This is a genomic window from Gulosibacter molinativorax, from assembly GCF_003010915.2.
GTDB lineage: Bacteria > Actinomycetota > Actinomycetes > Actinomycetales > Microbacteriaceae > Gulosibacter > Gulosibacter molinativorax.
This window is the reverse complement of sequence record NZ_CP028426.1, coordinates 1,511,585-1,524,794: the sequence shown is the minus strand read 5'-3', so window position 1 is coordinate 1,524,794 and position 13,210 is coordinate 1,511,585. Positions and strand designations below refer to the sequence as shown.

Annotated in this window: 13 protein-coding genes and 1 tRNA gene; 7 read left to right on the top strand and 7 right to left on the bottom strand. The window is 65.6% G+C overall.

Features of this window, described 5'->3' with window-relative positions:
• Positions 1-22 precede the first annotated feature (22 nt).
• Together GMOLON4_RS07260 and GMOLON4_RS07255 are read right to left on the bottom strand one after the other, a co-directional pair.
• The gene (locus GMOLON4_RS07260) at positions 23-1,900 is read right to left on the bottom strand and encodes an ABC-F family ATP-binding cassette domain-containing protein (RefSeq protein WP_026936300.1); all 1,878 of its coding nucleotides are present in this window, start codon (positions 1,898-1,900) and stop codon (positions 23-25) included.
• A 16-nt stretch (positions 1,901-1,916) separates the two neighbouring features.
• Entirely contained in the window at positions 1,917-2,432 is a 516-nt protein-coding gene (locus tag GMOLON4_RS07255; protein WP_026936301.1) for a MarR family winged helix-turn-helix transcriptional regulator, read from the bottom strand.
• Between the two features lie 78 nt (positions 2,433-2,510).
• Here GMOLON4_RS07255 and GMOLON4_RS07250 point away from each other — a divergent pair.
• From GMOLON4_RS07250 to GMOLON4_RS07240, 3 genes are all read left to right on the top strand, one after another.
• Positions 2,511-2,582, top strand: a tRNA-Gln gene (locus tag GMOLON4_RS07250).
• Positions 2,583-2,614: 32 nt separating this feature from the next.
• Positions 2,615-4,090: a bifunctional UDP-N-acetylglucosamine diphosphorylase/glucosamine-1-phosphate N-acetyltransferase GlmU gene (gene glmU / locus GMOLON4_RS07245; RefSeq protein WP_026936302.1), complete on the top strand. Its 1,476-nt coding sequence runs from the start codon at positions 2,615-2,617 to the stop codon at positions 4,088-4,090.
• 115 nt (positions 4,091-4,205) lie between these two features.
• The gene (locus tag GMOLON4_RS07240) at positions 4,206-5,153 is read left to right on the top strand and encodes a ribose-phosphate diphosphokinase (protein WP_245575381.1); all 948 of its coding nucleotides are present in this window, start codon (positions 4,206-4,208) and stop codon (positions 5,151-5,153) included.
• Positions 5,154-5,268: 115 nt separating this feature from the next.
• Here the strand turns inward: GMOLON4_RS07240 and GMOLON4_RS07235 are convergent, their stop codons facing one another.
• From GMOLON4_RS07235 to gndA, 3 genes are all read right to left on the bottom strand, one after another.
• Entirely contained in the window at positions 5,269-6,297 is a 1,029-nt protein-coding gene (locus GMOLON4_RS07235; protein ID WP_026936304.1) for an LLM class flavin-dependent oxidoreductase, read from the bottom strand.
• Positions 6,298-6,384: 87 nt separating this feature from the next.
• Positions 6,385-6,795 carry an ankyrin repeat domain-containing protein gene (locus GMOLON4_RS07230; RefSeq protein WP_026936305.1) on the bottom strand — a complete coding sequence of 137 codons (411 nt, stop codon included), beginning with the start codon at positions 6,793-6,795 and terminating at the stop codon, positions 6,385-6,387.
• Complete coding sequence (gndA, locus tag GMOLON4_RS07225; RefSeq protein WP_035732175.1) at positions 6,792-8,255, bottom strand: NADP-dependent phosphogluconate dehydrogenase; 1,464 nt, start codon at positions 8,253-8,255, stop codon at positions 6,792-6,794. Before gndA ends, GMOLON4_RS07230 begins: the two co-directional genes overlap by 4 nt.
• A gap of 115 nt (positions 8,256-8,370) precedes the next feature.
• On the opposite strand from gndA, the gene GMOLON4_RS07220 reads away from it, so the two are divergent.
• From GMOLON4_RS07220 to dtd, 4 genes are all read left to right on the top strand, one after another.
• Positions 8,371-9,336, top strand: a complete 966-nt coding sequence (locus GMOLON4_RS07220) for an EscU/YscU/HrcU family type III secretion system export apparatus switch protein (protein ID WP_146137468.1) — start codon at positions 8,371-8,373, stop codon at positions 9,334-9,336.
• A gap of 144 nt (positions 9,337-9,480) precedes the next feature.
• On the top strand, positions 9,481-10,089 hold the full coding sequence (locus GMOLON4_RS07215) for a 50S ribosomal protein L25/general stress protein Ctc (protein ID WP_035732178.1): 609 nt from the start codon (positions 9,481-9,483) through the stop codon (positions 10,087-10,089).
• Positions 10,090-10,101: 12 nt separating this feature from the next.
• Entirely contained in the window at positions 10,102-10,689 is a 588-nt protein-coding gene (gene pth / locus GMOLON4_RS07210) for an aminoacyl-tRNA hydrolase (RefSeq protein WP_026936309.1), read from the top strand.
• 68 nt (positions 10,690-10,757) lie between these two features.
• On the top strand, positions 10,758-11,195 hold the full coding sequence (gene dtd, locus GMOLON4_RS07205; protein WP_026936310.1) for a D-aminoacyl-tRNA deacylase: 438 nt from the start codon (positions 10,758-10,760) through the stop codon (positions 11,193-11,195).
• A 55-nt stretch (positions 11,196-11,250) separates the two neighbouring features.
• Here the strand turns inward: dtd and GMOLON4_RS07200 are convergent, their stop codons facing one another.
• Together GMOLON4_RS07200 and GMOLON4_RS07195 are read right to left on the bottom strand one after the other, a co-directional pair.
• Entirely contained in the window at positions 11,251-12,135 is an 885-nt protein-coding gene (locus GMOLON4_RS07200; protein WP_026936311.1) for a 3-hydroxyacyl-CoA dehydrogenase family protein, read from the bottom strand.
• Positions 12,136-12,162: 27 nt separating this feature from the next.
• Complete coding sequence (locus GMOLON4_RS07195) at positions 12,163-12,996, bottom strand: enoyl-CoA hydratase-related protein (RefSeq protein WP_106486606.1); 834 nt, start codon at positions 12,994-12,996, stop codon at positions 12,163-12,165.
• Positions 12,997-13,210 lie beyond the last annotated feature (214 nt).

The window sequence follows — 13,210 nt, the reverse complement described above, 5'->3', positions numbered from 1 at the left end:
CCGGGGCCGAGCAGCCCGGCGATTAGTCGAGCTGTTCGGAGAGCTCGAGCCAGCGCTCCTCGAGCGACTCTGACTCGGCCTCGAGGGCCTGCAGTTCCTGAGTGAGCTTGCCGAGGCCCTCGAAGTCCGACTGGTCGTGCTCGGCCATCTTGGCGTGGAACGCCGCGGTTTCCTTGCCGAGCTTTTCGAGCTTGCGCTCGATCGCGCCGATTTCCTTGCGCGCGGCGTGGGCAGCGGCGCCGGTGAGGGTCGGGTCGGCTGACCTCGATACGGTGCTTCCAGCACCCACTCGGTCATCGGATGCGGTGGACCTCGATACGGCGCCTTCGGCTCCTACTCGGCCATCGACACGCGCTCGGCCGGCGGAAGTCGCTCGGCCAGCGGCACCTGCGCGTTCTTCCGCATCCCGGAGCTTCAGGTACTCGTCGACGCCGCCGGGGAGATGGCGGAGCGTGCCGCCGATCACGGCGTATTGCTGGTCGGTGACGCGCTCGAGCAGGTAGCGGTCGTGCGAGACGACAATCAGCGTGCCGGGCCACGTGTCGAGGAGGTCCTCCACCGCAGCGAGCATGTCGGTGTCGAGGTCGTTCGTCGGCTCGTCGAGGATGAGTACGTTCGGTTCCTCGAGCAGGATGAGCAGCAGCTGCAGGCGGCGTCGCTGGCCACCCGAGAGGTCCTTGACCGGCGTCTGGAGCTGCGCGGACGTGAATCCGAGCCGCTCGAGCAGCATCGAAGGCGTGAGCTCCTGACCCGCCGCGACGTAGCTCTTCTTCTGGCGCGCGATGATCTCGTGTACCTTGTCATTCTCGACCTCGGCGAGTTCGCCGAGCTGCTGCGTGAGCTTGGCGATCTTCACGGTCTTGCCGTGCTTGACGCGCCCGGAGGTCGGCTCGAGGTCGCCCGAGATCAGCTGCAGCAGCGTCGACTTGCCGGCGCCATTCACGCCGAGGATGCCGGTGCGCTCGCCTGGCGCGATCCGCCACGTGACGTCCGAGAACAGCGGCGTTGAATCAAACGACACGGCAACATCGACGAGGTCGACGACGTCCTTGCCGAGGCGCGCGGTCGCGAGCTGCGTGAGCTCGATCGGGTTACGCACGGGCGGCACATCCGAGATGAGCTCGTTCGCGGCCTCGATGCGGAACTTCGGCTTCGCGGTGCGCGCGGGCGCGCCGCGGCGCAGCCACGCGAGTTCCTTGCGCATCAGGTTCTGGCGCTTCTGCTCGACGGCCGCGGCCTGCCGGTCGCGCTCGACGCGCTGCAGGATGTAGGCGGCATAGCCGCCATCGAACGGCTCGAGGATGCGGTCGTGCACCTCCCAGGTCGTGTTGCAGACGGCGTCGAGGAACCAACGGTCGTGGGTCACGACCACGAGCGCTCCCGATCCCTTCGGCCAGCGCGAATTCAGGTGTCGCGCGAGCCACGACACGCCTTCGATATCGAGGTGGTTGGTCGGCTCGTCGAGCAGCAGGATGTCCCAGTCGCCGATCAGCAGCTTCGCGAGCGCGACGCGGCGGCGCTGACCACCCGAGAGGGTGCCGACGAGCGCATCCCAGTCGAGGTCCGACGCGAGGCCGCGAATGATGTCGCGAATCTTCGCATCCCCGGCCCACTCGTGCTCCGGGATGTCGCCGACGATCGCCTCGCGAACGGTCAGCGTCTCGTCGACGGTGTCGGCCTGGTCGAGCATCCCGACCGTCGTGCCGCCGCGCACCGTGACTTGACCCGAATCCGGTTCGATCCGCCCGGCGACGATCTTCATGAGCGTCGACTTGCCGTCGCCGTTGCGGCCGACGATGCCGATGCGGTCGCCCTCGCCGATGCCGATCGTGATGTCTTCGAAGACGACCTTGGTGGGGTACTCGAGGGAAATTCTCTCTGCGCCGAGCAGGTGTGCCATAAAAGTGCGGTTCTACCTAAATTTCGATTTCTGATTCGCCCATGTGAAGGGCAAGGATGCGCAGCCCGCGCGCGAGCGCCTCCACGTCGTCGGAATCGACGCCGCCGAGGAGCGCCTCTTCCTCGCGCAGCAGGAGGGTGATGGCTTCGTCGACCAGCTCGATACCGAGCGGGGTGATGCGCACCAGGATGCTGCGACCATCGGTCGGGTCGTGCTCGCGCGTTACCAGTCCGCGGCGTACGAGGCGGTCGATGCGGTTCGTCATCGTGCCGGAGGACACGAGGTTGGACGCGAGGAGCTGCTTCGGGGTGAGGCCCAGCGGGTCATCCGAGCGGCGGAGTGCGGAGAGCACATCGAACTCGCTCGGCTCCAGACCGGCTTTCGCGAAGCACTGCCGACGCAGCAGATCGAGCTGCTTCGAGATGCGTTTAATGCGCGAGAAAACGGCAAGCGGGGTCGCATCGATGTCGGAGCGGACGGTTGACCACTCGCGGACGATGGCATCGACCACATCGTTTTCTGGCGTAGACATACCTTTCATTATGGCGCAGATACGCAATTCAGGAATGTCAGACTTAAACTCATGGCAGACTAGTGGGCGTCAATTTATTCCTCCTTGGTGTAACGGCAGCACGACAGCCTTTGGAGCTGTTAGGTCCAGGTTCGAATCCTGGGGGAGGAGCGCGACCATGCGGCCGCTGAACTGGAGGACTTGTGAACGACAGTAATCTCGCAATTATCATCCTGGCCGCAGGCCAAGGCACGCGCATGAAGTCGAAGACACCGAAGGTGCTTCACTCGCTCGGCGGAATCCCGCTCATCGGGCACGTGCTTCGGACGGCGGCGGCGCTCGACCCCACGCACACCGTCGCGGTGGTGCGTCACGAGCGCACCAAGGTGGTAGACGCGATCTCGTCGCTCGCACCCGATGTCCTGATCGCCGACCAGGACGACGTTCCCGGTACCGGCCGCGCCGTTGAGGTTGGCCTGGACGCGCTGCCCGGGGACTTCGACGGCGACGTTGTCGTACTCTCCGGAGACGTGCCGCTGCTCGACTCGGTGACGCTCCGTCGCCTCATCGACACGCACCGCGAGCAGCAGGATGACCTGACGCTGCTCAGCGCGTTCTACGACGACCCGACCGGCTTCGGCCGAATCGTGCGTGGCGCATCCGGCTCGTTTGACTCGATCGTCGAGCACAAGGACGCCACCGATGACCAGCGACTCATTAACGAGATCAACGCGGGCGTGTACGCCTTCTCGGTACGCGCGTGCCGCACGGCGCTCGCGCAGATCGAGCAGGCGAACGCGCAGGGCGAGAAGTATCTCACCGACACTGCCGAGGTCATCAAACGCGACGGCGGCCGCATCGAGGCAATCGGCGTGACCGACCCGTGGCTTGTGCAGGGCATCAATGACCGCGCGCAGCTCGGCGCGACCGCCCGCGAGTACAACCGCCGCATTCTGATTCAGTGGATGAGGGACGGCGTGACGATTGTCGACCCCGACACCACGATCATCGATGCCGACGTCACGATCGGCCAGGATGTCGAGATCCTTCCGGGCACCCAGCTTCGTGGCGCCACGACGATCGCCGAGGATGCGGTGATCGGGCCCGACACGACGCTCGTCGACTGCGAGGTCGGCCAGGGCGCGACCGTCAAGCGCACCGACGCGACGCTCTCGGTGATCGGCGCGAACGCGACGATCGGCCCGTGGAGTTACCTCCGCCCGAACTCGGTAATTGGCGAGGGCGGAAAGGTCGGCACGTTCGTGGAGACGAAGAACTCGACGCTCGGAAAGGGCGCGAAGGTCCCGCACCTCGCCTATGTCGGAGACGCGGAGATCGGCGACGGCACCAACCTCGGTGCCGGCACGATCACGGCGAACTACGACGGCCAGAACAAGCACCGTACCGTTGTGGGCCGCTGGGCCAAGATCGGCTCCGACAACGTGCTGGTCGCCCCGGTCACGATCGGCGACGGCGTCTACTCGGGTGCCGGCACCTCGATCCGCAAGGATGTGCCCGCCGGTGCGCTCGCACTGAACGTCGCGCCGCAACGCAACATCGAAGGCTGGACGCTCAAGAACCGTCCCGGCACTCCCGCCGCCGAGGCCGCTGAGGCTGCTGGCGCATCCCTGCCGGCCGAGGACAAAACGGCCGAAGAGTCGGCCGCGACCGGCGAGTAAGAGTACGCTGGAATCTGAATTTTTCGTGAATTATTCTTCCCTCCCTTCTCTCAAGACGCGATCAGCAAAAAGGCGGTTCTAGGTGTCTGGAATTTCTCACCCCGGTGAAAAGCGAATGGTTCTTGTATCGGGGCGCGCGCATCCGCAGCTGGCTGCAGATGTCGCGGAGCACCTCGGCACCGAGGTGCTGGAGACCGAGACTCGTACCTTCGCGAACGGGGAACTGTACGCCCGGTACAGCGAGTCGGTTCGCGGTGCGGATGCCTTCGTGTTGCAGTCGCACACCGACGGCATCAACGAGTGGATCATGGAGCAGCTCATCATGGTCGACGCGCTCAAGCGAGCCTCGGCCAAGCGCATCACCGTCGTGATGCCGTGCTACCCCTACGCGCGCCAGGACAAGAAGGGTCGCGGCCGCGAGCCCATCTCGGCACGCCTCATGGCAGACCTGTTCAAGGTCGCTGGTGCCGACCGCATCATGTCGGTTGACCTGCACGCTTCGCAGATTCAGGGCTTCTTCGACGGCCCCGTCGACCACCTGTTCGCGATGCCTGTGCTCATGAACTACTTCAAGGAGAAGGTCGGCGACGACCCGAACCTCACGGTTGTCTCGCCCGACATGGGTCGCGTCCGCGTCGCCGACCGCTGGTCGGACCAACTCGGCTCGCCGCTCGCGATCATCCACAAGCGTCGTGACCCGAAGGTCGCCAATCAGGTCTCGGTGCACGAGATCGTTGGTAGCGTCGAGGGCCGCACGTGCCTCATGGTGGATGACCTCATCGACACCGGTGGGACCATCCAGAAGGCGGCCGAGGCGCTCAAGGCGAGCGGCGCATCCAAGGTGATCGTCGCCGCGACCCACGCCGTGTTCTCGGGACCTGCCAAGGAACGACTCCACTGTGACGCGATCGACGAGGTCGTCGTCACCGACACGCTGCCCGTGCCGGCGGAGAAGCGCTTCGAGACGCTCACGGTGCTCTCGATCGCGCCGCTGCTCGCGCGCGCCATTCACGAGGTCTTCGAAGACGGCTCCGTGACCTCGATGTTCGACGGCGCAGCCTAAACCCACCCCGCTAAATCGGTCGCTCCCTGCAATCCAACCTTCGTTGGGATGCAGGGAGCGACCGATTTGCGTTGCCTCGTACGGCGCTACTTGGCGTTGGAGGAGTCGCGCGCGGCTACGCCTTGCCGGGCTCCCAGCCGAGGGCCGGGCCGATGCGCGTCGCGAGCTGCGTCAGCATCTGCTTCCACTCATCCAGCTCGAGCTCGAAGGGCAGCTCGAAGAGGTAGTCGTCGCCGGACTGGAACGCAGCATCCGCCGCGATGAACTCGAGGATCTCGTCCATCGAGCCGAGTACGTCCATCGCGATGATCGTGTTCTCGCCGTGGATGCGCTTCGTGCGGGGCGTGCGCCCCTCGACGTACTCACGGTAGCGGGCGATCTGGTGATCGGTCGCGCCGTCCGTCGGCACGATGACGCGCGCGACCGAGACGCGCCCCGCGTATCCCTCGGGTGCCGCGGCGTGATACGTGTCGATCTGTTGCTTCTGGGCGAGCCCGAACTCACGCACGCCGTTCTCGGTCGACGAGATATTGCTCATCAGCCAATTGAAGCGATTTGCACCCGCCCACTCGGCCGAGCGCAACGAGCCGCCGCCGTACCAGAGGCGCTCGTGCAGCCCCGGGCTGTGGGGCTCGACGCGTTCTGAGTCGACGTCGCCGCCGAACCCGATGTACGGCGGCTTCTCGCGCACCTGGTCTCCGCGCAGGAACGAGCGCAGCCGCTCAATGCGGCCGTACGTGTAGTCTTCCTCGCGCCAGCCCGAGTCGTACACGAGGTCGTTCAGCTCGTCGCTCGGGTAGCGCGGCCCATGCACGCTCAGTCCCGGTTCGAGCCGACCGCCCGCCAGGAGGTCGGCCGTCGCGAGGTCTTCGGCGAGGCGGAACGGATTCTCGTAGCCGACCGGGATCACGGCGTTGCCGAGGCGGATGCGCTCGGTGTGCTGCGCGAGCGCGCCCTGGAGGACCGCCGGCGACGCGAGGCCGTACTGCATGTGGCGGGTGCGAATCCAACCGCTGTCGAGGCCGAGCTCCTCGGCGAACTTGAAGAGCTCGATGGCGTCCTCGAGACCCTGGCGCGGGTTATTCCGCGAGGTGGGCACGAGGTGGATGAATCCCAGTCGCTCGGGTGCGCGCGTTGCTGTCATGAGCGGTTTGCTTTCTCTTCCGTGTATTGGCCTGGTGATGGGCTGTGAGCTGTGCGGTTCACTCCGCGACAGGCTCCGTTTCCGCCGCTACGTCGATTCGTTGCCAGCGGAGACCGAGGCGAGGATCTCGGCGAACGCGGGCCAGCCGAAGACCTCGGCGGTCCCGCGTGCGGAGGGCTGGCCAGCATCCGGATCCGCGCCCGCGACCAAAAGCACTCGCGTGCTCTCCGCATCCTGCTTGAACACGGCGCATGTCAGGGCGCGCTGGCCGCGATCATTCGCCGCCTCGATGTCAATGCCGCGCTCGATGAGCATCTGCACGGTCGCGGGCGCCTCGTGGTATGCCGCGAGGGTCAGGAACGTGTCGCCGGATGCGTTGCGCATGTTGACGGGTGCGCCCGCGTCGAGGTACGCGGCGAGTTCTTCCGTGCGCCCCTGGCGCGCGTAATCAAACAGCCGATTGGCGAGCTCGATGGTGTCGTCGGACGGGCTCGTCACAGCTCGACCTCGTTTCGGTCACCCGACCAGTTGGTGTGGAAGACGCCCGGGCGATCGATGCGACCATAGGTGTGCGCGCCGAAGAAGTCGCGCTGCCCCTGGATGAGCGCCGCGGGGAGGCGGTCGCTCGCGAGCGAGTCGTAGTAGGAGAGCGTCGCGCCGAATGCAGGTGCCGGCACGCCGGACTGAGCTGCGACGGCGACGACGCGGCGCCAGGCCGCGTCACCCTCGGCTACCTCGCCAGCGAAGTACGGGTCAGCAATGAGCGACTGCAGCTCAGGGTTGCGGTCGTACGCCTCCGCGATGCGGTTGAGGAAACGGGCGCGGATGATGCAGCCCGCGCGCCAGATCTTTGCGACGGCGCCCGGGTTGATGTCCCAGTTGTACTCCTCGGCACCGGCCAGGATGAGGTCGAAGCCCTGAGCGTAGGCGATGACCTTCGACGAGTACAGCGCCCGGCGGACGTCCTCGACGAAGTCGTCATCGATCGCGACCGGCTCGGGACGGGACGTGATGGTCGGGCGAACCGCCTCGCGCTGCGCGGTGCGTCCGGAAACGCCGCGCGCGAAGACCGCCTCCGCGATGCCCGAGACAGGGATGCCGAGGGAGAGCGCGTTCTGCACCGTCCAGGTGCCGGTCCCCTTCATGCCCGCCCGGTCGAGGATGACGTCGACGAGCGGCTCGCCGGTCTTCGCATCCACCTGGCGGAGCACCTCCGCGGTGATCTCGATGAGGTATGACTCGAGCTCGCCCTCGTTCCACTCGGTGAAGACATCGGCGATCTGCGCGGGGGAGAGGCCGCCGACGCGGCGCAGGAGGTCGTAGGCCTCGCCGATCAGCTGCATGTCGGCGTATTCGATGCCGTTGTGCACCATCTTGACGAAGTGGCCCGCGCCGTCGGTGCCGATATGCGTGACGCAGGGAGTGCCGTCCTCGGGAGCCCGAGCCGCGATCGACTCGAGGATGGGGCCGAGGGTCTCGTAGGATTCCACGGTACCGCCGGGCATGATCGAGGGGCCATTGAGGGCGCCCTCCTCCCCGCCGGAGATGCCAGCGCCGACGAAGTGGATGCCGAGGGCTCGAACCGCGGCCTCGCGGCGGATCGTGTCGGTGAACAGAGCGTTGCCGCCGTCAACAATGATGTCGCCGGGCTCGAAGACCTCGGTGAGCTGGTCGATTACGGCATCGGTGCCCTTGCCCGCCTGCACCATGATGATCGCGGTGCGGGGGCGCTGGAGGGATGCGGCGAAGTTCGCGATGGTTTCGGACGGGACGAAACCCGCTTCCGGATGCTCGGTGACGAGCGTGTGCGTGCGCTCGGGGGAGCGGTTGTAGACGGCGACGGTGTTCCCCTCGCGGGAGGCCAGATTGCGTGCAAGGTTCGCGCCCATGACGGCGAGGCCGACGACACCGATATTGGCGGTGGCTTCGTTACTCTGCACAGAATCGGTGGATGTCATTCTTGGCCTTTCGGTAGTCCAATGGGTGCAATTATCCGGTTGATGTCGGCAGCTGGGGTTAGCCTGGCCACATAAGGTCTCAGTCTAGGAGCAGTCGAGTTGAGGAGGCATGAACATGAGTCATACGGGTGGAGATTTCGACTCTGAGAAGACTGCAAAATTCGACTGGACGCAGGCGAGCGGCGGCGAGGCTCCCACCGATGAGCTCGAGCTCCCGCAACAAAATGACCGCACGCGGGCGATGCCCGTCACTTCGTCCGAGCAGGACCAGGACCACGGCAGCCGAAGCGGCCGAACGTCGAGCGGTGGTTACGCGTATGGCGCAGGCAGCTACTCCAGTTCGTCCGCCGACGATACGAAGACCCGAGCCTTCACGCCGACGCCCGGCTACGAACAGACCGTGTCGAGCAGCGATGAACCCACTCGTGCATACCCCGTGGCCGAGCATCCGGCGGCCGACCAGCCCGCGGGCGACCGCCCTTCGCGCGACAAGGCGTCGCGGCAGCAGGAAGCTCCGACGACGCAGTATCAGCAGCCGGCGTACCAGCAGCAACCGCAACAATCCGCGCATCGAAAACCCACGTATGAGCCGCTGCCGGTGTACCAGGAACAGCCGGCCTACGTACAGAAGTCACCATCGGCGGGTGCGCGACTTGGCTCGCTCATCTTGAATCTCGTCTTCGCGGTCGGGATCGTGGTGTTGCTGTGGGACTACTCAGTCTCGGCGCGGGGCGAGTCTGTGGTCTACAGCTGGGTCGCGACGATAGTCGATCTGCCCCTCCTGCTCAGGGTCAACGTCGTGCCGATCGTCATCGGTGTGTTGGCGCTCATCGCCGGTCTCACCCTGTCGCTGTCAGGGTTGGGGATGACGATTATGGGGCTGCTCCTGTTCCTGTTCAGCATGGCGGGCGCGACGATTCCCTGGTTCTCGAACTTGAATGCTATGGGTAACTTCCTCAGCTTTGCGCTTCCCGTTCTCTTCCCTCTTTCCTTGCTCATGATTGGCGCTGGAATCGGCGCACATTTCGCGAGGGGAGCGGGCGCACGGAAGGCGCTTCGCGCATCCTCCCGAGGCATGTAAGATAGGTAGCTGTACTTCGGCGAGGGATGCACCGCATCCGTTATCGACGCGGTCGAGTGGAGCCTTTCAACTGGCGCATCCACGCGTTCGCGTGCGTTGCGCCGCAACTCACACGGGAACTCATCCCATTGAAAGGACACCATCATGGCTGCTGTTGAGAACAAGCTCGACGCACAGGTTCGCACCTCGTTCGGCAAGGGTGCGGCTCGCAAGATCCGCGCGAACGACCAGATCCCCGCAGTGCTCTACGGTCACGGCACCGACCCGCAGCACATCATCCTCCCCGGCCACGAGACGATGCTTCTGCTCCGTCGCGCCAACGCGCTGATCGAGCTCAACATCGAGGGAACCAAGGAGCTCTCGCTCGTGAAGGACGTCCAGCGTGACCCGGTTCGCCAGATCATCGAGCACGTCGACCTCCTCCTCGTGAAGAAGGGCGAGCAGGTTGAGGTTGAGGTTCCGGTTCACGTTGTGGGCGAGCCTTACCCCGGAACCATCGTTGTGCAGGACGCCACCACCATCGCCGTCCTCGCAGACGCAACCTCGATCCCCGAGTTCATCGAGGTTTCGGTTGAGGGTCTCGTTGCTGGCTCGTCGCTCGCGATCCAGGACGTGAAGCTGCCTGCTGGCTCGACCCTGCCGGACGCCGAGGTCGACATCGTCCTTCTCTCGATCCAGGAGCCGCAGGAAGAGGTTGAGGAAGAGGCCGGCGAGGCTGCCGAGGGCGAAGACGCAGCTGCGGACGCAGAGTAGTCTTCTTCAGGTATGGCAACGGATGTGTGGCTCGCAGTCGGTCTCGGGAATCCCGGAGACCGCTATCGAGCCACCCGCCACAACGTCGGCCACATGGTGGTTGACGAGCTCGCTGGTCGGTTGGGGGAGTCATTCCGCCGCCACCCGCGAGCAAACGCCAGCGTGGTGGAGGGTCGCCCGGTTCCGGGCGGCCCGAAGCTCGTGCTGGCGAAATCGCACGGGTACATGAATACTTCGGGCGGGCCGGTTTCGCAGCTCGCCAAGTATTACTCGGTGCCGAACGATCGCGTTATCGTCATCCACGACGAACTCGACCTGCCGTTCGACACCATTAAGCTCAAGCGCGGCGGTGGCCATGGCGGCCACAACGGGCTGCGCGATATTTCTTCGGCGCTCGGCCCCGACTATCTGCGGGTGCGCGTCGGCATCGGGCGCCCACCTGGTCGTCAGGACCCGGCCGACTACGTCTTGAAGCCCTTCGACAGCACGCAGCGAGACACCGTTGGCGTGCTCGTTCAGGAAGCCGCCGATGCCGTCGAGCTCATTGCCGAGCGCGGCCTGGTCGACGCGCAGCAGGTCGTGCACTCGAAGGTTCGCTAGGGCGTTCGCGGTGATGGCCTTGTTATGGCGTTTTTCTCTGGCTCCGATGGTTTGCTAGGGGCGGTTGCATGAAAGCGGTAGTTACTCGCTGTTCGTCGGCTTCGGTGGAGGTCGACGGTGAAATCGTTGGCGAGCTCCCACGTTCCGGGCTCCTCGCGCTCATCGGCGTGACGCATACCGACGACGAGCGTGAATGCGAGAAGATCGCCCGCAAGATCGCCGGCTTGCGCATCCTTGAGGATGAGAAGAGCGCGACTGATCTCAACGCGCCGGTGTTGTTGGTGAGTCAGTTCACGCTCTACGGGGATGCGCGAAAGGGTCGGCGGCCGTCATGGTCTGCCGCTGCATCTGGCGCAGTCGCCGAGCCACTGATTGATCGGCTGCAAGGGATGCTCGAAGGCTACGGTCTGCACGTCGAGTCTGGCGTCTTTGGCGCGATGATGCGCGTCGCCTCGGTGAACGACGGGCCGTTCACGGTGCTGCTCGACTCCGCCGAAATCGCGTAGCGGCAACGGGCAGCCGAACCGGGGCACACGCAGCGCGCGGCATCGCTCGAGCGGGCTACTGCTCAGTCGAGTAGTCGTAGAAACCCTTGCCGGTCTTCCGGCCGAGCTCGCCGCGCGCGACCATGTCGCGCATGAGCTGCGGCGGCGCAAAGCGGGGCCCGAGCTGGGACTCGAGGTACTCCGCGATGCCGAGGCGCACATCCAGGCCGACGATGTCGGTTAGCGCGAGCGGGCCGACGGGGTGCTTGTAGCCGAGCACCATGGCGTTGTCGATGTCCTGGGGGCTTGCGACACCCTCTTCGACCATGCGGATCGCCTCGAGCGCGATCGCGACGCCGAGGCGCGAGGATGCGAAGCCCGGCGCGTCCTTGACGACCACCGGGGTCTTCCCGAGGCCGGCGACCCACTGGGCCGACAGCTCGCGAAGTTCCTCGCCGGTCTGGGCGCCGATGACGACCTCGACGAGCTTGGACGCGGGCACCGGGTTGAAGAAGTGCAGGCCGCAGAAGCGCTCGGGGCGTTTCAGGCTCTCGGCGATCTTGTCGATCGACAGCGACGAGGTGTTCGACGCGAGCCACGCATCCTCGCGCAGGTGCGACTCGACCGAGGTGAGGGAGGAGATCTTGAGATCGAGGTTCTCGGGGACTGCCTCGACCACGAGGTCCGAACCGGCGAATGCCGCCTGGTCGGTCGTGACGATGAGCTTCGCGTGCCACTCCTCGGCCTCGCCGGTGATTACGCCGCGCTTCAGCGACGCCTCAATGTCGCGCTCGACCCGCTCGCGCGCGGCATCAGCTGCGGCCTCGTCGCGCTCGACGATCGTGACGGTGGCGCCCGAGATGAGGAACGCGTGCGCGATACCCGCGCCCATACGCCCTCCGCCAAGCACGCCAACGTTGTCGGGAACGAATCCGGCTCCGGCCGATTCAGTGGTTGTCATCGAATTTCTCTCCTGAGGTTGTGCTGACTACTTGTCGCCCTTGGACCGCGACTTTGAACGGTCAAGGAAGGCCTGCATCCGGTCGAACTTCGCCTGCGACTCGAACGTGATCGCCTGGGCAATGTCGTCGATGGCAGGGTGCGCCTCGCGGGGCATGTGGAAAACGCGCTTCGAGAGCCGAATCGCGAGGGGGTCCTGCGCCGCGATGCGATCGGCGAGGGCGTGGGCCGCTCCGAGCAGTTCGGTGGGCTCGTGCAGCTCGGTGACGAGGTTGAGGCGGAGGGCCTCTTCGGCGTCGAGGATGCGGCCGGTGAGCAGCAGGTCGAGCGCGATTGGTTCGCCGACGAGCTCCTTGAGTCGCCACTGAGCGCCAGCGGCCGCGGTGATGCCGAGCCCGGCCTCGGGCTGACCCATTTTCAGGCTCGGCGTCGCGATGCGGAAATCCGCGGCGTAGGCGAGTTCCGCGCCGCCGCCCAGGGCGAAGCCGTCGATTGCCGCGATGACGGGCATCGGGAGGCGATGGATGCGGTCGAACGCGTTCGAGTTGACGCCGCGAAGCGCATCCTCGCGGCGACGCTCGCGAAGCTGGCCGATGTCGGCGCCGGACGCGAAAATCCCGCGGCGCTTCTCCTCGCCGCCGTCCTTCGCGGGGGTGACCACTTCGGTGCCGGTGATGATGAGGATGCGCGGTTCGCGCTCGAGGTGCTCGCACAGGGCGTGGAACTCGTCGATCATCTGCTGATCGATCGCGTTCCGCGACTGCGGCCGATCCATCACGGCAACGACGCGGTCTGCACCGATCTCGAGTCGAAGTGCTTCGAAGCTGCTGTTGAGGTCTTCCAGTGACACAGTGGTCTCCATTCGTGACGAGCCGACATCGTTGGGGCGGTCATGGCGCCAGCTCTCGCCACGCTACGTTTGCGCCGTAATGATGTCCAATGAGCAGCCGTTATTGACTGATGCTTAAGAGTTCTTAGTATTGTTCGGATGCGAAGTCCATTCCGGGCCCAGGCGCGATGGGTGGTTCTCGGGTAACGCTCGCCTCGGAACGCGCAGCGGTGCCAGCGCCCTGGTC